Source organism: Janthinobacterium kumbetense, assembly GCF_023703445.1.
In the GTDB taxonomy this organism is placed as follows: Bacteria; Pseudomonadota; Gammaproteobacteria; order Burkholderiales; family Burkholderiaceae_D; genus Janthinobacterium; species Janthinobacterium kumbetense.
This window is the reverse complement of record NZ_JAMQGR010000002.1, coordinates 608,186-625,494: the sequence shown is the minus strand read 5'-3', so window position 1 is coordinate 625,494 and position 17,309 is coordinate 608,186. Positions and strand designations below refer to the sequence as shown.

The 17,309-nt window shown below is 63.6% G+C and carries 17 protein-coding genes; 6 read left to right on the top strand and 11 right to left on the bottom strand.

What is annotated here, in order from left to right; genetic code table 11:
- The first annotated feature begins 7 nt into the window (after positions 1–7).
- The gene (locus NCG91_RS10245; RefSeq protein ID WP_077398374.1) at positions 8–427 is read left to right on the top strand and encodes a F0F1 ATP synthase subunit epsilon; all 420 of its coding nucleotides are present in this window, start codon (positions 8–10) and stop codon (positions 425–427) included.
- A gap of 59 nt (positions 428–486) precedes the next feature.
- On the opposite strand, the gene rsgA is transcribed toward NCG91_RS10245, so the two are convergent.
- The 7 genes from rsgA to NCG91_RS10210 all read right to left on the bottom strand — a co-directional run bounded on the left by rsgA (position 487) and on the right by NCG91_RS10210 (position 5,927).
- Positions 487–1,554: a ribosome small subunit-dependent GTPase A gene (gene rsgA / locus NCG91_RS10240; RefSeq protein WP_251349582.1), complete on the bottom strand. Its 1,068-nt coding sequence runs from the start codon at positions 1,552–1,554 to the stop codon at positions 487–489.
- Positions 1,555–1,829: 275 nt separating this feature from the next.
- Complete coding sequence (locus NCG91_RS10235) at positions 1,830–2,384, bottom strand: hypothetical protein (protein ID WP_251349581.1); 555 nt, start codon at positions 2,382–2,384, stop codon at positions 1,830–1,832.
- Between the two features lie 63 nt (positions 2,385–2,447).
- Positions 2,448–2,819: an adenosylmethionine decarboxylase gene (speD, locus tag NCG91_RS10230; protein ID WP_251349578.1), complete on the bottom strand. Its 372-nt coding sequence runs from the start codon at positions 2,817–2,819 to the stop codon at positions 2,448–2,450.
- Positions 2,820–2,821: 2 nt separating this feature from the next.
- Positions 2,822–2,992 carry a hypothetical protein gene (locus NCG91_RS10225; protein WP_157814714.1) on the bottom strand — a complete coding sequence of 57 codons (171 nt, stop codon included), beginning with the start codon at positions 2,990–2,992 and terminating at the stop codon, positions 2,822–2,824.
- Positions 2,989–4,452, bottom strand: a complete 1,464-nt coding sequence (locus tag NCG91_RS10220) for a DUF4178 domain-containing protein (protein WP_251349577.1) — start codon at positions 4,450–4,452, stop codon at positions 2,989–2,991. Before NCG91_RS10220 ends, NCG91_RS10225 begins: the two co-directional genes overlap by 4 nt.
- A gap of 20 nt (positions 4,453–4,472) precedes the next feature.
- A complete protein-coding gene (locus tag NCG91_RS10215) occupies positions 4,473–5,513 on the bottom strand; it encodes an SPFH domain-containing protein (RefSeq protein ID WP_251349576.1) in 1,041 nt (346 codons plus the stop codon).
- Positions 5,514–5,540: 27 nt separating this feature from the next.
- The gene (locus NCG91_RS10210) at positions 5,541–5,927 is read right to left on the bottom strand and encodes a DUF350 domain-containing protein (RefSeq protein ID WP_034783828.1); all 387 of its coding nucleotides are present in this window, start codon (positions 5,925–5,927) and stop codon (positions 5,541–5,543) included.
- 59 nt (positions 5,928–5,986) lie between these two features.
- Between NCG91_RS10210 and NCG91_RS10205 the strand changes: the two genes are divergently transcribed.
- Both NCG91_RS10205 and NCG91_RS10200 read left to right on the top strand, forming a co-directional pair.
- On the top strand, positions 5,987–7,498 hold the full coding sequence (locus tag NCG91_RS10205; protein ID WP_251349575.1) for a polyamine aminopropyltransferase: 1,512 nt from the start codon (positions 5,987–5,989) through the stop codon (positions 7,496–7,498).
- Positions 7,498–9,129: an NAD(P)-binding protein gene (locus tag NCG91_RS10200; protein ID WP_251349574.1), complete on the top strand. Its 1,632-nt coding sequence runs from the start codon at positions 7,498–7,500 to the stop codon at positions 9,127–9,129. Before NCG91_RS10205 ends, NCG91_RS10200 begins: the two co-directional genes overlap by 1 nt.
- A gap of 64 nt (positions 9,130–9,193) precedes the next feature.
- Here the strand turns inward: NCG91_RS10200 and mmsB are convergent, their stop codons facing one another.
- The 4 genes from mmsB to NCG91_RS10180 form a co-directional block, all read right to left on the bottom strand.
- Entirely contained in the window at positions 9,194–10,405 is a 1,212-nt protein-coding gene (mmsB, locus tag NCG91_RS10195; protein WP_251349573.1) for a multiple monosaccharide ABC transporter permease, read from the bottom strand.
- On the bottom strand, positions 10,395–11,936 hold the full coding sequence (gene mmsA, locus NCG91_RS10190) for a multiple monosaccharide ABC transporter ATP-binding protein (protein ID WP_251349572.1): 1,542 nt from the start codon (positions 11,934–11,936) through the stop codon (positions 10,395–10,397). The genes mmsB and mmsA overlap by 11 nt, the downstream gene beginning before the upstream one ends.
- A 113-nt stretch (positions 11,937–12,049) precedes the next feature.
- A complete protein-coding gene (chvE, locus tag NCG91_RS10185) occupies positions 12,050–13,072 on the bottom strand; it encodes a multiple monosaccharide ABC transporter substrate-binding protein (RefSeq protein WP_251349719.1) in 1,023 nt (340 codons plus the stop codon).
- 50 nt (positions 13,073–13,122) lie between these two features.
- Positions 13,123–13,401 carry a hypothetical protein gene (locus tag NCG91_RS10180; protein ID WP_251349571.1) on the bottom strand — a complete coding sequence of 93 codons (279 nt, stop codon included), beginning with the start codon at positions 13,399–13,401 and terminating at the stop codon, positions 13,123–13,125.
- Positions 13,402–13,503: 102 nt separating this feature from the next.
- Here NCG91_RS10180 and NCG91_RS10175 point away from each other — a divergent pair, with 102 nt between their 5' ends.
- Genes NCG91_RS10175 through NCG91_RS10165 form a run of 3 tightly spaced genes read left to right on the top strand, consistent with a single transcriptional unit; the run spans position 13,504 to position 17,243 of the window.
- A complete protein-coding gene (locus NCG91_RS10175; RefSeq protein ID WP_251349570.1) occupies positions 13,504–14,664 on the top strand; it encodes a fumarylacetoacetate hydrolase family protein in 1,161 nt (386 codons plus the stop codon).
- A 27-nt stretch (positions 14,665–14,691) separates the two neighbouring features.
- Positions 14,692–15,459, top strand: coding sequence for a D-xylose 1-dehydrogenase (gene xylB, locus NCG91_RS10170; RefSeq protein WP_251349568.1), 768 nt, complete (start codon positions 14,692–14,694; stop codon positions 15,457–15,459).
- Positions 15,456–17,243, top strand: a complete 1,788-nt coding sequence (locus NCG91_RS10165) for an IlvD/Edd family dehydratase (protein WP_251349566.1) — start codon at positions 15,456–15,458, stop codon at positions 17,241–17,243. The genes xylB and NCG91_RS10165 overlap by 4 nt, the downstream gene beginning before the upstream one ends.
- Positions 17,244–17,309 lie beyond the last annotated feature (66 nt).

Sequence of the window (17,309 nt, the reverse complement as noted above, 5' to 3'; positions counted from 1 at the left end):
GACACACATGGCACACACAATTCACGTTGACGTGGTTTCCGCTGAAGAACTGATTTTTTCAGGCGAAGCAGAATTCGTCGCGTTGCCGGGTGAACAGGGCGAGCTGGGTATCTACCCACGCCACACGCCTTTGATTACCCGCATCCGTCCGGGCGCGGTCCGCATCAAGGTAGTCGGCCAGGCTGAAGAAGAGTTCGTCTTCGTTGCCGGCGGCCTGCTGGAAGTGCAACCGGATACCGTGACCGTCCTGGCCGATACCGCGATCCGCGGTCACGACCTCGACGAAGCGAAAGCGCTGGAAGCGAAGAAGTTGGCGGAAGAAAATATCCACAACAAGGATTCGGGCATCGACTACGCGCAAGCGCAAGCCGAGCTGGCCAGCGCGATTGCGCAGCTGGCAGCGATCCAGAAGCTGCGCAAGCTGTAATCAGCGAGCCAGCAACAAGAAAGGCAGCCTTCGGGCTGCCTTTTTTTATGCTTTGACGGCTATTCCTGGCGCTTCTGCCTGCTCCTTTCCTGCCCCGCCTTCAATATCGTCTTCCACTTGGCGCGCGCGGCGATGCGCTTGAGCGGCGTCTCCTCGCCGCGCCGGGCGTCGCGCAGCAGCTTGTGATAATTGCGCAGCCGATCCGCATCGACGGCGCCGCGCACCTGGCAGCCTGGTTCGCTGGCGTGCTGGCAGTCGCGGAACTGGCACGTCGCCGCCAGCGCCGCGATGTCGTCGAAGGTGGCCGCCAGGGTCTGCGCATCGGCGTCGGCCTGCCAGCTGCGCAAGCCCGGCGTATCGATGATGCAGGCGCCGCTGGCGCACAGGTGCAGCGAGCGCGCCGTCGTCGTATGCCGTCCGCGCCCATCGCCATGGCGCACGCCGTTGGTTGCCTGTTGCGCCGCAGACAGGGTATTGGTCAGGCTGGACTTGCCGGCGCCCGATGAACCGAGCAGCACCAAGGTCTGGCCAGTACCTAGCCAGGGCTCCAGGATGGCCACGTCATACGCATGGCGCGTATCGATGGCAAACAGGGGCACGTGGGATGGCAGGCGCTGTTTGAGCTGCGCCAGCTTGCCTGGCACGTCGTCGGCCACGTCGGCCTTGCTCAGCACCACCACGGGGCTGACCTGGGCCGCCAGCACGATGGCCAGATAGCGTTCCAGCCGACGTGGGTTGAAATCCCCGTCCAGTCCCATTACCAGCAGGGCCGTATCGACATTGCTGGCGAGCACTTGCCGCCGGCCGTCGTTGCCGCGCCGGGCGATTTGCGTGACTGGGGATAAGTGTGCCGTTATCCACAGCGCGCCGTGACCATCGTGTTCGGCGGCGACCCAGTCGCCGACGGTGAGGACGGTGTCTTGCGCCAGCAGCTCGTGCAACAGGCGCGGCAGGACCTGCGCCGGGTGTTCCCGGGTGCCGTCGTGCACGAGAAGGCTGTCGCGGTGGACGGCGCTCACGCGCAGCAGTTGTGCGGCAGGGGAAGATAAGTCGAGTTGGGTGGCTGCGCCGGCGATGGCCTGCTGCAGCCCGATAAGGCGTAGTTGCGCAAAATCGAATGCGATCATGGTAGCGTGATTCCAAATTCTGTCGTCCGCGTACGGACGTGAAGCCTGCGCGTGCAGGCACCGCCAGTCGCGATGACTGGCACGAAAGAAAGGGAAGTCGGCTACGCGATCACGCGTATGGGCAATGGCGGGCTAAGGGTCTTAGCGGGGAAAGACCGTGATCAGGCAGCCGACAGCACGGCAGTATCCGAATGGCGCATGTTGTCTACTCCTGTTGTGTGAGGGAAAACGCCAGTGTGCCAGCGGCACGCGCCGCCGTCAATGGATGGCGTGGTTCAGTTGCACATGCCGTAGGCGCTGCGCTCGGGGAAATAGCGGTAGGTAAAGGTGCGCACGGGGTAGCGCTTGCCGCCGACGAGCATGTCGGGCATGGACAGATCGAAACGCTGCGGCAGCTGGCGCGGCAGTTGCAGCCGCAATCGCCACTGGGTTTCGGCGCTCGAACCGACGGCGGAAAACATGATGGGCAACTGCTCGATGACATCGACGATTTCCGCCTTGCGGTTCATGCCGCGCTGGTAGATGGTCAGCACCTTGGCTTCGGCGAAGGGCGGCTGTTTCGGCTCTTCCAGCAGGAAGGACAGGCGCGTAAAACTGGCTTGTGTCCCGATGGGAAGAGTAAAAATCAGCGCCAGCTCGGTGCCGCCATCCTTCAGGGCGACAGGCGGTGTGGCATACACGCTGATACCGCGCGGCAGCTCGAAGCGTGAACCCTCCGTCCACGTCTTGCACTCGGGCGTGGTGGCCTGGTACAGGCTGGGCGCCGTGTAGTCGTTGCAGGCGGAGACCAGCAGCAGCAGGGGCAGGGCAAGGAGGGCGGAACGGCGCATGGGAGTCAAGGTTGGGATATGAGCCGACAGTGTAAGCGATCCCCCCGCGATCCACCAGCGGCGCTAGGAATGCCCGGGCGGCGCGCGCCGCACCGATTGCAGCTGGCAGTGCGCCGCCTGCAGCGCATCCTTGATGGCGTCGAGCGCCAGTTGCGGCCGGGCCGCGCCGCACATGAAGATGTCGACGGCGGCAAAGCCGCATTCGGGCCAGGTGTGGATGGAGATGTGCGATTCGGCCAGCAGTACCACGCCCGTGACGCCCTGGCCGGCGCCAAAGCTGTGGAAATGGCTGTGTAGCACCTGGGCGCCGGCCGCGACTGCCGCGTCACGCAACAGGCGCTCGAGCGCGGCGCCATCGCGCAGGCGTTCCGGTGCGATGCCCGACAGATCGGCCAGCAAATGGGTGCCCAGCGGCAGATGCGGTGTGGCTGTCATGCTTATTTGTGGCTGCCGCCGCTGGAGCCGCCGCCATAGCTGCCGCCGCCGCTGCCCGTGCGCGAACTCCAGCTGCTGCCGCTGCTACTGCCGGCTACCTTGAACATGCGCACCCAGTTGGCGGCGGTGACACTGAAGGTCACCATCAGGGCGTAGATCACGTATTTACTCATGGGGGATTCTTTGCATTCTTGTCGAGAAAAGCGGCCGGCAGGAACAGCGCCAGGCAGCCCAGCAAACTCCACATCAGGGTGCTGGAGAACGAGACAAACATGGGGATCGCATTCAAGACCAGCACGATGACGATGAAGACCTTGGCGATGCCGCGATGACTGAGCTGGATATTCTGCACCTTGGCGTCGCCATGGAAGGCGGCGCCGAACCAGGCGGCCATCTGGTCATGGGCGACGGGCGCGGAGCGCGACCAGGTCATTTCCTCGCCGGTGAGCTCTGCCGCCAGTTTGGTCTGCCCTTGCTCGAATTCAAACACGCGCGTGCTGTCGCCGACGGCCACCTTCCAGTTGAAGGCGCCCGCCGCGTACACGACTTGCGAGCCGTAGTCATACAGCTTGCGGTAGGTGGCACCATCGAGCGTGCAGGTATCGGCGTCCAATGACGCCCAGTTGGGCCAGTTCGGCAGCACGTTCGAGCGCGACCAGCCATCGTCGGTCTCCACCAGCCAGAAGAAGCCGGCGCGCGCGCCATACAGCAGGTATTCGTTCCACTCGCTGCCTTCGTCGTCGGCGCGGCGCATCATGCCGATCACCGTGAAATCCACATTGCTGATCTTCGCGCTGGCGCCCAGCTCTAGGGTGAGGTCGGCGTTGTCGTGCACCTGCTTGCCGATGGCCAGCACCTGCGCTTCCGGACCGCTGGCGTCGAGCTGCGCGTGGCAGGCGGGGCAGACCAGCTGCGCCGCCGCGCCGGGTACATACTGGATGCCGCTGCCGCAGGACGGGCAGTCGAGCGCATCGAGCTTGCCTCGGTACTTGCCGGCGCTCCTGGCGATGGCGTCGTCGTCGCGCAGCAGCTGGCACTTCAAACTGTCCAGGGTGACGGCCACGCCCTGGTAGACGACCGGTTGCGGGCCATCCGTGTAGTCGAGCGTGACAAAGCTGGCGTAGTTGCGGAAGTCCGCCACCTGGATGCGCCAGCCGGCGCCCACCTTGAACGGTAATTCTCCCTGGCCGGCGATGCATTCGGCGCTGCGGATCTCGGCCGCCGTGTACGGCTCGCCGCAGATCGTGTAGCGCCTGCCCGGCGTCAGCTCGGCAAAGGCGGGCAGGGCGTCTTGCGTGCTGCGTTCGCGCGTCAGGGTGTACAGGCCGGACGAATCGCCCAGCCAGGCCGTGCTGGCGTCGTCGAACAGCAGATACCACTCGTTCCATGTGCCGGCGCTGTAGCGCTGCTGGATGCGGCCGACGACGGTGAAGTGCACGCCATCGTGCACGCCGGCCGTGCCGACCTGGATCGGCGAGTAATCCTCGAGGACGGCCGACATCTTGCCGAGATCTTTGACCGAGTCGGCGTCCTTGAGAATGGTGCTGTGGCAGTACTCGCATACGGCGAGCACGGAAGCGTGCGAGCGGAAATGCACTTCCGCGCCGCAGCTGGGACAGGAAACAGTTTGCATGCAGTCGTATTTCGCCCTAATCAGCCGATCAGTTTTTTCAGCAGTTCAGCCTTGGTGCCATCGTAGTCGGCCGGCGAAATGAGTCCCTTGTCCAATAAACCCTTGAGTTTTTCCAGGCGCGCCTCGACCGGTTCTTCCGCGGGTGCGGGTGGCGCCGTCGGAGCGGGTGCCGGGGCGGGCTGCTGCAGCGCACCGCCCATGCTTTGCGCCATCACCTGGCCGATCGACAGCCCGGCACCGAGACCTGCGCCGATGCCGGCCATGCCGCCCTCGTTCTGCGCCGCGAGCGGGATCGCATTGGCGACCTGGAATTTCGTGTAGCCGCTCATCTTGTCGGCGCCCAGGCTGCCCTTCATGCCGGCCGAGATCCGCTCGTCCAGCGCCGCCTGTAATTCCTCTGGCAGGCTGATGCTGGCCACGTTGAATTCATCGAGGCCCACGCCATAGCGGGCGAACGCCTGCGCCAGGCCATCCTTGACCTCCTGCGCCATCAGCGCCTGGTTGGCCGCCATGTCGAGGAAGGGCACATTCGCGCCGCCCAAGGAACTGGCCATGCTCGACATTAAAATGCCGCGCAATTGATCTTCCACTTCGTCGCGCGTATACACTTCGCGCGTGCCGCTGATCTCGGTGAAGAAGGTGCGGGCGTCGGCGATGCGGTACGAGTACATGCCGAAGGCGCGCACGCGGATCATGTCGAAATCCTTGTCGCGGATGGTGATCGGCTGCGGCGTGCCCCACTTGCGGCCCGTCTGCACGCGGGTGCTGAAGTAATACACGTCCGACTTGAACGGCGAATCGAACAGCTTGTCCCAGTTTTTCAGGTTGGTCAGCAGCGGCAAGGTCTGCGTCGTCAGCTTGTGCGTGCCGGGACCGAAGACGTCGGCGATCTTGCCTTCATTGACGAAGACGGCCACTTGCGATTCGCGCACATTCAGGATGGCGCCGTTCTGAATCTCGAAATCCTGCATGGGAAAACGCCAGGCCAGTACGCCTTCCGTCTCTTCGTTCCACTGCAGTACGTCGATAAACTGCTTCTTGATAAAGCTGCCGAGGCTCATGATGGTGTCCTTGAATGAGGTAAAACGTCAGGAAATGCAAGCGGCGTTGATGGCGCCGATCGACAGGGAAATGGCGGCCAGCAGGCCGCCGAAGGCGCTGTTGTTCGATTCGATCTGGTCTTTCGACATGCGCAGCAGGCGCGTGGTGACCACATAGGCGAGCAATTGCACCACCATGGCGCCGAAGGCCCAGGCGAAGAACTGCTGATAGTCGGCCGTGTGCATCAGCGACGAGGCGATGGTGGCGGAAAAACCCAGCATGGCGCCACCCAGCGACAGGGCCGCGGCCTGATTGCCCTGGCGGATCAGCAGCACTTCGTTATACGGCGTGACGCGCGTGTAGATGATAAAAAATACAATCAGTAGCCCGGCGGCCAGTAAAAGATGAATCAGATAGTTTAGGATGGCGGGCACGGCATTCCTCACAATGAGTATTTGATAACGTCAACGCATATTAGAACAAAAAAAGTCCCATGAACAAAAAGATTCTGATTTTGTCCGTCTTCGTGGTCGCCTCCTGCGGCCTCGCGTATGAGCTGATCGCCGGCGCCATGTCCAGCTACCTGCTCGGCGACTCCATCCTGCAGTTTTCCACCATCATTGGCTGCTACTTGTTTGCCATGGGTGTGGGTGCTCACTTTTCAAGGTATGTGCGCGATGACGACGTGCTCTCGCGCTTCGTCGACATCGAACTGGCCGTGGGCTTGATCGGCGGCCTGTCGGCCGCCATCCTGTTCATGACCTTTTCGTGGATGGCCGCGCCATTTCGCACCTTATTGTATGTGATGGTGTTCCTGATCGGCGCACTGGTCGGCATGGAAGTGCCGCTGGTGATGCGCGCCCTGAATTCGCGTCAAACGGAATTTTCCGAGCTGGTCAGCCGCGTACTGACCTTCGATTACCTGGGCGCGCTGGCCGTTTCCCTGCTGTTCCCGCTGGTGCTGTCACCGTACCTGGGACTGGTGCGCACGGGCTTCCTGTTCGGCATGCTCAATGTGGGCGTGGGCCTGTGGACGATCTGGGTGTTCCGCGCGGAATTGAAGAACCTCACGAGCCGCTTCCTGCGCGCTTGCGCCGTGATGCTGGTACTGGTGGCCGGCTTTGCCATGTCGGACCGCATGGTGGCCTGGGGCGAGCACGGCCTGTTCGGCGACCAGATCGTGTACTCGACCACCACGCCCTACCAGCGCCTGGTGATCACGCGCTGGAAGGACGATACGCGGCTGTACATCAATGGCAACCTGCAGTTTTCCTCGCGCGACGAGTACCGCTACCACGAGGCGCTGGTGCACCCCGTGCTGGAAGCGCTGCCGTGGGCGCGCCGCGTGCTGGTGCTGGGCGGCGGCGATGGCCTGGCCCTGCGCGAAATCCTGCGTTATCCACAGGTCGAACACGTCACCGTGGTCGACCTCGACCCCGCCATGACTGCCGCGTTTACCACGCGCCCGGAACTGGCAAAGCTGAACAACAATTCGTTCTCGGACAAGCGGGTTACCGTCGTTAATGCCGATGCCGCCGTCTGGCTGCGCAACAACGGCGACATGTTCGACGCGGCCATCGTCGACTTCCCCGATCCGTCCAGCTTCGCGCTCGGCAAACTGTACTCGGTGCCGTTCTACGACCTGGTGAAAAAGCATCTGGCGGCCAAGGGCCTGATGGTGGTGCAATCGACGTCGCCCTTCTTTGCCCCGCACGCCTACTGGACCATCAATTCGACCCTGCGTGAAGTGGGCATGCGCACCTGGCCGTATCACGCTTACGTGCCCTCGTTCGGCGAATGGGGGTTTATCCTGGCCTCGCCCCAGCTCGACTACGTGCCGCCGACGAGCTACCGCCTGCCTATGCGCTACCTGAATGTGGACACCACGCGCGAAATGTTCATCTTCCCGCCCGATATGCAGCCGCTGCCGATGGCGCCGAACCGCCTGAATACCCAGTCGCTTGTGCATGAATTCGAGCAGGACTGGAACCGGGTGATCCGCTGATGCAGCGCCGTTCCTTCATGCTGTGGACCGCCGGCGGCACGGCAGCGGCAGCCGCTGGCATCGGCAGCATCGCCGCGTATCTGCGCTGGCAGGAGATCACGCCGAAGGTGCTGTATCCGGGCCGCAGCGAGGGGCATTATTTGCGCAAGCTGATGCGCGAGCGCGCGGCGCTGCCGGCGCCTTCGGCAACCGTCACCACCGACGTGGCGATCCTCGGCTCCGGCATCGCCGGCCTGACGGCGGCCTGGCGCCTGAACAAGCTGGGACACAAGGACTTCCTCATGATCGATGGCCCGCAGCCGTATGGCAACGCGGCCGGTGGGCAGTTCGGCGACCTGGCCTATCCGACAGGTGGCCATTATCTGCCGCTGCCTTCGCCCGAATCGACGCATGTGCGGGAAATCCTGTTCGACCTGGGCATCATCCAGCGCGATCCGCAGGCGGAAAAGCCGTATTACGACGAGCGCTACATCCTGCACGCGCCGGAAGAGCGCCTGCTGTTCAACGGCCACTGGCAGGATGGCTTCATTCCCACCGAAGGCGTTCCCGCCGAAGAACTGGCGCAGCACGAGCGCTTCTTTGCCGAGGTGCGGCGCCTGCGCCAGGCGCATGGCAATGATGGCAAGCGTGTCTTCGTTTTCCCTACCGTGGAGTCGTCGCAGGATCCGGCCTGGCAGGCGCTCGACACCATCACCTTGAAGCAGTGGATGGAGCGCGAAGGCTATACCTCGCCCACCCTGCACTGGTATCTGAATTACTGCTGCCGCGACGACTACGGCACGCGCTACGACCAGGTCTCGGCCTGGGCCGGCCTGCACTACTACTGCAGCCGCTGGGGCCAGGCGGCGAATGCGGGCAATGGCGCCTGGCTGACCTGGCCGGGCGGCATGCAGCCCGTGGCCACGGCGATGGAGCAGGCGTCGGGTGTCAAACGTCATGCGGGTACGGTGGTTTCCGTGCAGACGACGGACAAGGGCGTGGAGGCGCTGTGCCTGGAACTGGTCGACGGCCAGCCGCGCACTTACCTGGTCAAGGCGCGCAAGGCCATCTGCGCCATGCCCTTGTATGTGGCGGCGCGCGTGGTCAACAACATCGCCGACTATGGTTTTGACGCGAAGCGCGATACGCCCGCGTATGCGCCGTGGCTGGTGGCGAATTTTTTACTGAAACGCTTTCCCGACGAATTGCCGCATGCGCCCCTGTGTTGGGACAACGTGGTGTACCAGGAGCCGGGCCTCGGCTACGTCGTCTCGACCCACCAGGATATCCGCGTGCGTCCGCCCGAGAAAACCGTCTTCAGCGCCTACGTGGCCCTGTCCGACCGCACGCCGCAGGCAGCGCGTAAGTGGTTAGATGTGGCTACGACGGAGGAATTGCTGGCGCTGGCCAGCGTCGATTTAAAGACGGCGTATGGACGTGACTTTGCCAGCTGCGTCGAGCGCGTCGACATCACCGTGCGCGGCCACGCCATGGCGGCGCCCTTGCCGGGATTTCGCAGCAACGCGGGCTTGAAGGCCTTGCGCGAGCACGACGGTGCCATCCTGTTCGCGCATGCGGATTTGTCGGGCTTTTCCGTGTTCGAGGAGGCGGCGTGGTGGGGGGATCGCGCGGCGCGCTTAGCCGCTGTATAAAAAAGGCCGGCGCGAACGCCGGCCAGAGCCCCCTAAGGCTCGAACCTGTGCTTCCTTGTTCTTCTCATTTATTTTTATTAATGACGTCGATGAACACGGCCGCCAGCAGCACCAGGCCCTTGATCACCTGCTGGTAATCGATGCCGATGCCCATGATGGACATGCCGTTGTTCATCACGCCCATGATGAAGGCGCCGATGACGGCCCCCATCACCTTGCCAACGCCGCCCGAAGCCGAGGCGCCGCCGATGAAGCAGGCGGCGATCACGTCCAGTTCGAAACCCGTGCCCGCCTTCGGCGTGGCCGTGTTCAGGCGCGCCGCGAAGATCAGGCCGGCCAGCGCCGCCAGCATGCCCATGTTGACGAAGGTGTAGAAGCTGACCCGTTCCGTCTTGATGCCGGACAGGCGCGCCGCCTTCTCGTTGCCGCCGACGGCATACACGCGGCGTCCCAGCACGGTGCGGTTGGTGATGAAGGTGTAGGCGACGATCAGCAGCGACATCACGGCCAGCACGTTGGGGAAGCCGCGGTACGACGCCAGCAGGTAGCTGAAATACACCATCACGGCGGCGAAGATGGCGTTTTTCAGCAGGAAAAAGGCGCGCGGCTCGTTTTCCATGCCGTGCTTCAGCTGCTTGGCGCGGCTGCGCAGCGAGGTGATGATCAGCGCCGCGGCGGCGATCACGCCCAGCAGCAGGGAAAAGCCGCGCAGGTTTTCGCCGCCGAACGGATCGGGCAGGAAGCCCGAGCTGAGCATCTGGAAGCCTTCCGGGAAGGGGCCGACCGACTGGCCTGCCAGCAGCGCCAGGGTCAGGCCCTTGAACACCAGCATGCCGGCCAGGGTGACGATGAAGGACGGGATTTTGAAGAAGGCGACGAAATACCCTTGCGCGCCGCCGATGACGGCACCGGCCAGCAGGCAGAGGATGCTGGCGGCGACAAAATTCATCTGGTAGTTGACGATCAGGACGGCCGCCAGCGCGCCGACGAAGCCGACCACCGAGCCGACGGACAAATCGATATGGCCGGCCACGATGACCATCAGCATGCCCAGCGCCATGATGACGATGTAGCTGTTTTGCAGCACCAGGTTCGTCAGGTTCAGCGGCTGCATCAGGGTGCCGTCGGTCATGTACTGGAAAAAGCCCATGATGACGATCAGGGAAAGCAGCATGCCGTAGTCGCGCATATTGTTCTTCAAGAAGCCGGCGTAGCTTTTCGCTGCCGGGGCGGCCGCTGCTCCCGCTGGCGCGCCCGCTGTCAATTTATTGTCCATTGTTTTCTCCGTGTGTAACGATCGCGCGCATGATGCGCTCCTGCGATGCTTCTGCTGCGCTCAGTTCTGCCGCGAAGCGGCCTTCGTTCATGACATAGATCCGGTCGCACATGCCCAATAATTCCGGCATTTCCGAGGAAATCATGATGATGCATTTGCCTTCGGCGGCCAGCTCGCTGATGATGCTGTAGATCTCGTACTTGGCGCCCACGTCGATCCCGCGGCTCGGTTCATCGAGGATCAGGATGTCGGGGCGCGAAAACAGCCACTTCGCCAGCACCACTTTTTGCTGGTTGCCGCCGGACAGGTTGACCACTTTCTGCGCCACGCTCGAGCAACGGGTCTTGAGCTTGCGGCGGAACTCCTCGGCCACGCTGAATTCACGCTGCTCGTCGATCACCATGCGCTTCGAAATTGCGTCCAGGTTGGCCAGGCTGGTGTTCTTCTGGATGTCTTCCTCGAGGATCAGGCCCAGGCCCTTGCGGTCTTCCGTGACATACGCAAGGCCGTGCGCGATCGCCTTGCCGATGGTGCTGACGTCGATCTCCTGGCCGTTCTTCAGCACCGTGCCGCTGATGCGCTGTCCGTAGGCGCGCCCGAAGAGGCTCATAGCCAGTTCCGTGCGCCCGGAGCCCATCAGGCCGGCGATGCCGATGATCTCGCCCTTTTTGGCGTGCATGTTGATGCCCTTGATGACGGGGCGCTCGGCATGCTCCGGATGGAAAACGCGCCAGTCGCGCACTTCGAAAATGGTCTCGCCGATGGTGGGCGTGCGCGGCGGATAGCGGTCGGCCATCTCGCGCCCGACCATTTTTTCGATGATGCGGTCTTCGCTGACGGGCTCCACGCGGCAGTCGAAGCTGTCGACCGTGTTCCCGTCGCGCAGCACCGTGATGGCATCGGCGACCCGCGAAATTTCATTGAGCTTGTGCGAGATCAGGATCGAGGCGATGCCCTGGGCTTTCAGGCCCAGCAGCAGGTCGAGCAGGGCCGCGCTGTCGCTTTCGTTCAGGCTGGCCGTCGGCTCGTCGAGGATCAGCAGCTTGACGTCCTTGCACAGCGCCTTGGCGATTTCGATCAGCTGCTGCTTGCCCACGCCCAGGTTGGTGATCAGGGTGTCCGGGGACTCTTTCAGGCCGACTTTGTGCAGCAGTTCGCGCGTCTTCGCTTGCGCGTATTCCCAGTCGATGACGCCCATGCGGGCCGGCTCGTTGCCGAGGAAGATATTCTCGGCGATCGACAGCTGGGGCACCAGCGCCAGTTCCTGGTGGATGATGATGATGCCGATTTCTTCGCTGTCCTTGATGCCGCGGAAGTGCCGCGTCTGGCCCAGGTAATCGATGTCGCCCGTATAGCTGCCATGGCCGTAGACGCCGCTCAGCACTTTCATCAGTGTGGATTTGCCGGCACCGTTTTCGCCGACGATGGCGTGGATCTCGCCACTGCGTACCCGCAGGTTGACATTGTCGAGCGCAACGACGCCCGGGAATGTTTTGCGTATCCCGCGCATTTCCAGGATAGTGTTCGTCATATAACCTCTCTGGCACGGCCGCGCTGGTCGGCGCCGGTCGTGCGGCAGTCTTGTTCTTGATCGTGCATGAAGCGAAAGGCCCGGCAGCGCCGGGCCTTCAGTACCGTCGATGCTTACTTCACTTGCGCTTCCGTGTAGTAGCCGCTGCCGGTGACGAGCACCTGCTTCCAGTTCGCCTTGTCGACGGTGACCGGTTTCAACAGGTACGATGGCACCACCTTGATACCGTTGTTATAGGTCTTGGTATCGTTGACGGTCGGCGTCTTGCCGCTCATCATCGCGTCGACCATGTTGGCCGTTACCTTGGCCAGTTCGCGCGTGTCCTTGAACACGGTCGATGCCTGTTCGCCGCGGATGATCGATTTCACCGACGGGATTTCCGCATCCTGGCCCGTCACGACGGGGAACGGTTGTTTCGGCGTGCCGTAGCCGACGCCCTTGAGCGAGGACAGGATGCCGATGCTCAAGCCGTCATACGGCGACAGCACCGCGTCGACTCTCGCATTGCCGTAGTAGGCGCTGAGCAGGTTGTCCATGCGCGCCTGCGCCACGGCGCCGTCCCAGCGCAGGGTGGCGACCTTTTCCATGCCCATCTGCTTCGAGCGCACCACCAGCTTGCCGCTGTCGATGTAGGGTTTCAGCACCGACAGCGCGCCGTTGTAGAAGAAGTGCGCGTTGTTGTCATCGGCCGAGCCGCCGAACAGCTCGATGTTGAACGGGCCCTTGCCTTCCTTGAGTTTCAGCGCCGATTCGATATAGCCCGCTTGCAGCACGCCGACCTGAAAGTTGTCGAAGGTGGCGTAGTAATCGATGTTTTTCGTGCCGCGGATCAGGCGGTCATACGAAATGACCTTGATGCCCTTGTCGGCCGCTTTTTGCAGCACGTTCGACAGGGTGGTGCCGTCGATGGCGGCGATCACCAGCACCTTGGCGCCCTTGGTGATCATGTTTTCCACCTGCGCCAGCTGGTTCGGGATATCGTCGTCGGCAAACTGCAAGTCCGTCTTGTAGCCGCGCTCCTTGAATACCTTGACCATGTTGTCGCCGTCGGCGATCCAGCGCATGGACGACTTGGTCGGCATCGAGATGCCGATCGCGCCCTTGTCGGCGGCGCTTGCCATGGGCATTACCGCCATGCCGGAGATGGCCAGCGCCAGGCTCGCGGTCAGCATTTTCATTGTTGTTTTCATTTCAGGTCTCCACCGTCTTCGATAGTTGAATGTGCCAGGGCCGTCGTCCCGATGGGCGGGCTCCGTGCGGATGGCCGATTGCAGGCCACGGCTGATACTAGTTTGTCCATCCATCCCTCACCAATCACTTTTTTCACATCGGTGATATCCAAAACGGTATCGATAGGCGGATTGATGCAATGCGCCATGCGGCCCATTCCCGCCGTGTAGCCAGGGCTGGAAAGGGGGCCGGGCGGCGGCTTTTTTTGGTGCGCTGCAATACCAATAATCATCATTCAATTTGGTGATTTTCGTAATTGCGGCGACACAGGGCGGCGCGCAGAATCGGTCCGAACTTGAAGACCAGCCATCCCGTCGCGACCTTTTGAAAGCTTGCCATGCAGCCGATTTCTCCCACCTCCCTGTTGCCTGCCGACCTGGCGCAGGCCCTCCTCATCGGCCGCATCTGGCGTGACGGCCCCTGCGTCGTCGCCGTGCGTGGCGGCGAGGTGGTCGACATCACGCAGACGGTGGCGACCGTGGCCGAGCTGTTCGAACGCGGCGATGCGCTCGATATCGCCCGCCATGCGCCCGGTATCGCCCTCGGCCCCGTGCAGGCGCTGCTGGAGCAGGCGCTGGCCGCGCCGGCCAGCCAGCCATTGCTGCTGGCGCCGTGCGACCTGCAGGCTGTCAAGGCCTGCGGCGTGACTTTCGCCGTCAGCCTGCTCGAACGGGTGATCGAGGAACAGGCCGGTGGCGATGCGGCGCGTGCGGCGAGCCTGCGCGCCGCCCTGCAAATGACTCTGGGCGGCGACCTGTCCGCATTGAAGCCCGGCTCGGATGCGGCGCAGCGCCTGAAACAGCAGCTGCAGCAGCGCGGCGCCTGGTCGCAGTACATGGAAGTGGGCATCGGCCCCGATGCGGAAGTGTTTACCAAGGCGCAGCCGATGTCGTCGGTGGGTTGCGGCGCGCAGGTGGGCTTGCTGCCATCGTCCGCGTGGAACAACCCGGAGCCGGAGATCGTCCTGGCCGTCAACAGCCGCGGCGAGGTGCTGGGGGCGACCTTGGGCAATGACGTCAACCTGCGCGACATCGAAGGGCGCAGCGCCCTCTTGCTGGGCAAGGCCAAGGATAACAACGGTTCCTGCGCCATCGGCCCCTTCATCCGCCTGTTCGACGAACACTTCACGCTCGACACCGTGCGCCAGGCGGAAGTGTCGCTGCTGATCGAAGGCGCGGACGACGGCTTTGTGCTCGAAGGCGCCAGCTTCATGCGCGAGATCAGCCGCGACCCGCTGGACCTGGTGCGCCAGACGGCAGGCCAGTACCACCAGTATCCGGACGGCTTCATGCTGTTCCTGGGGACCATGTTCTCGCCCGTGAAGGACCGCGGCGCGCAGGGCGGCGGCTTCACGCACCACCTGGGCGACCGGGTGACGATTGCCAGCGCCGCGCTGGGCGCGCTGGTCAACGAAGTGCAGCGCTGCGATGCGATCCCTCCCTGGACGTTCGGCGTGCGCGCGCTGTACCAGAACCTGGCCCGTCGCGGTTTGCTTTGATCCGATTTTTTTAAAAAGAGAGACACCATGCAGCATGCAACTTATCCCAGCCTGGCAGGTCAGCGCGTCGTCATCACGGGCGGTGGCACCGGCATCGGCGTGGCCATCGTCGAGGCGTTCGCGCGCCAGGGCGCCCACGTCACCTTTATCGACATCGCCAGCGCGCCATCGCACGCACTGGAAGAAAAACTGGCCCACTTGCCGCAGCCGCCCGTTTTCCGCTATTGCGACCTGACGGACCTGGGCGCCCTGGCGGCCACCTTCGCCGAGATCGAACACAGCGCGGGCGCCACCGATATCCTCATCAACAACGCGGCCAATGACGACCGCCACCAGCTGCAGGACGTCACGCCCGCCTACTGGGACGAGCGCATCGCCGTCAACCTGCGCCACCAGTATTTCTGCGCCCAGGCCGTGGCGCCGGCCATGCGCGCCAAGGGCAGCGGCGTGATCCTCAACCTGGGCTCGATTTCCTGGCACCTAGCGCAAGCGCGCCTGTCGATCTACATGACGGCGAAAGCCGGCATCGAGGGCCTGACGCGCGGCCTGGCGCGCGACCTGGGTGTCGACGGCATCCGCGTCAACTGCATCATTCCCGGTGCCGTGCGCACGCCGCGCCAGGAGCGGCTGTGGCATACGCCGGAAGCGGAAGCCGTGATCCTGCAGGGGCAATGCCTGCAGACGCGCGTGGAGCCGGAAGACGTGGCGGCGCTGGCGCTGTTCCTCGCGTCGGACAACGCGGCCAAGTGCGCCGGACGCGAATACTACGTCGACGCAGGCTGGTACGGCGCATGAGCATTCCCGCCCAACCCCAGGCGCGGCGCTTCCGCTCGCAGGACTGGTTCGACAATCCCGACCATATCGACATGACGGCGCTGTACCTGGAGCGCTTCATGAACTACGGCATCACGGCAGAGGAGCTGCGTTCGGGCCGGCCCATCATCGGCATTGCGCAAAGCGGCAGCGATATCAGCCCGTGCAACCGCATCCACCTGGAACTGGCCCAGCGCGTGCGCGACGGCATCCGCGACGCGGGCGGCATCCCGATGGAATTCCCGCTGCATCCGATCTTTGAAAACTGCCGCCGTCCCACGGCCGCGCTGGACCGCAACCTGGCATATCTGGGCCTGGTGGAAATCCTGCATGGCTACCCGATCGACGCCGTGGTGCTGACGACGGGTTGCGACAAGACGACGCCGGCGCAATTGATGGCCGCCGCCACGGTGGACATTCCCGCCATCGTGCTGTCGGGCGGCCCCATGCTCGACGGCTGGATGGACGGTGAATTGGTGGGTTCCGGCGCGGCCATCTGGAAAGGCCGCCGCCAGCTGTCCGCCGGCTTGATCGACAACGACAAATTCCTGCAGATCGCTGCCGCCTCGGCGCCGTCGGCCGGCCACTGCAACACCATGGGCACGGCATCAACCATGAATGCGCTGGCCGAGGCGCTGGGCATGTCCCTGACGGGCTGCTCGGCCATCCCCGCGCCGTACCGCGAGCGGGGTCAGATCGCCTATGAAACGGGGCGCCGCATCGTCGGCATGGCACATGACGACGTGCGCCCGTCGAGCATCCTCACGCGCGAGGCGTTTTTGGACGCCATCATCGTCAATGCGGCCATCGGCGGCTCCACCAACGCCCAGCCGCATCTGATGGCCATGGCGCGCCATGCAGGCGTGGCATTGCATTCGAGCGACTGGATGGCGCACGGCTATGACGTGCCGCTGCTGTTGAACATGCAGCCGGCCGGGAAGTATTTGGGAGAGCGCTTCCACCGCGCCGGCGGCGTGCCGGCCGTGATGTGGGAGCTGCTCAACGCGGGTTTGCTCCACGCCGAGCGCCCGACCGTCACGGGCCAGACGATGGCGGCCAACTTGCAAGGTCGCGAAAGCGCGGACCGCGAGATGATCCGTCCGTTTGCCGCGCCGCTGAAGGAAAAGGCCGGTTTCATGGCTTTGCAAGGCAACCTGTTCGACTTCGCCATCATGAAGACCAGCGTGATCTCGCCCGCTTTTCGCGAGCGCTACCTGTCGCGCCCCGGCAGCGAAGGCGTATTCGAGGCGCGCGCCATCGTCTTTGACGGTTCAAACGATTACCACGCACGCATCAACGACCCGGCGCTCAATATCGACGACAGCTGCATGCTGGTCATGCGCGGCGCCGGCCCTGTCGGCTGGCCCGGTTCTGCCGAAGTGGTCAACATGCAGCCGCCGGACGCCTTGCTGAAGGCCGGCATTTTGAATCTGCCGACCCTGGGTGACGGGCGCCAGTCGGGCACCTCGGACAGTCCCTCAATTTTGAACGCGTCGCCGGAAAGCGCCGTGGGCGGAGGCCTGGCGCTGCTGCGCACGGGCGACATCGTCCGCGTGGACTTGAATGGGGGCCAGTGCGACATGCTGGTCGATGCGTTTGAACTGGCGCGCCGCGCCAAAGAACTGCCGCCGCCGGTCAACGACAGCGCCACGCCATGGCAGGAAATCTACCGCGCCAGCGTGGGCCAGCTGGAAACGGGCGCCTGCATGGAGCTTGCGCTGAAATACCGCGCCGTGGGACAGACCCTGCCACGCCATAACCATTGATTTTTGAAGCCGCAACACCCGTAGTGAAAAAACGTTGTTAATAAAATCCACAAGGAGACACACAAT

Bases quoted from the DNA above. Each gene is read 5' to 3' on its own strand.
- NCG91_RS10245 (WP_077398374.1), top strand. From the start codon at position 8: ATGGCACACACAATTCACGTTGACGTGGTTTCCGCTGAAGAACTGATT.
- rsgA (WP_251349582.1), bottom strand. From the start codon at position 1,554: ATGATCGCATTCGATTTTGCGCAACTACGCCTTATCGGGCTGCAGCAG.
- NCG91_RS10235 (WP_251349581.1), bottom strand. From the start codon at position 2,384: ATGCGCCGTTCCGCCCTCCTTGCCCTGCCCCTGCTGCTGCTGGTCTCC.
- speD (WP_251349578.1), bottom strand. From the start codon at position 2,819: ATGACAGCCACACCGCATCTGCCGCTGGGCACCCATTTGCTGGCCGAT.
- NCG91_RS10225 (WP_157814714.1), bottom strand. From the start codon at position 2,992: ATGAGTAAATACGTGATCTACGCCCTGATGGTGACCTTCAGTGTCACC.
- NCG91_RS10220 (WP_251349577.1), bottom strand. From the start codon at position 4,452: ATGCAAACTGTTTCCTGTCCCAGCTGCGGCGCGGAAGTGCATTTCCGC.
- NCG91_RS10215 (WP_251349576.1), bottom strand. From the start codon at position 5,513: ATGAGCCTCGGCAGCTTTATCAAGAAGCAGTTTATCGACGTACTGCAG.
- NCG91_RS10205 (WP_251349575.1), top strand. From the start codon at position 5,987: ATGAACAAAAAGATTCTGATTTTGTCCGTCTTCGTGGTCGCCTCCTGC.
- NCG91_RS10200 (WP_251349574.1), top strand. From the start codon at position 7,498: ATGCAGCGCCGTTCCTTCATGCTGTGGACCGCCGGCGGCACGGCAGCG.
- mmsB (WP_251349573.1), bottom strand. From the start codon at position 10,405: ATGGACAATAAATTGACAGCGGGCGCGCCAGCGGGAGCAGCGGCCGCC.
- mmsA (WP_251349572.1), bottom strand. From the start codon at position 11,936: ATGACGAACACTATCCTGGAAATGCGCGGGATACGCAAAACATTCCCG.
- chvE (WP_251349719.1), bottom strand. From the start codon at position 13,072: ATGGCGGTAATGCCCATGGCAAGCGCCGCCGACAAGGGCGCGATCGGC.
- NCG91_RS10180 (WP_251349571.1), bottom strand. From the start codon at position 13,401: ATGATGATTATTGGTATTGCAGCGCACCAAAAAAAGCCGCCGCCCGGC.
- NCG91_RS10175 (WP_251349570.1), top strand. From the start codon at position 13,504: ATGCAGCCGATTTCTCCCACCTCCCTGTTGCCTGCCGACCTGGCGCAG.
- xylB (WP_251349568.1), top strand. From the start codon at position 14,692: ATGCAGCATGCAACTTATCCCAGCCTGGCAGGTCAGCGCGTCGTCATC.
- NCG91_RS10165 (WP_251349566.1), top strand. From the start codon at position 15,456: ATGAGCATTCCCGCCCAACCCCAGGCGCGGCGCTTCCGCTCGCAGGAC.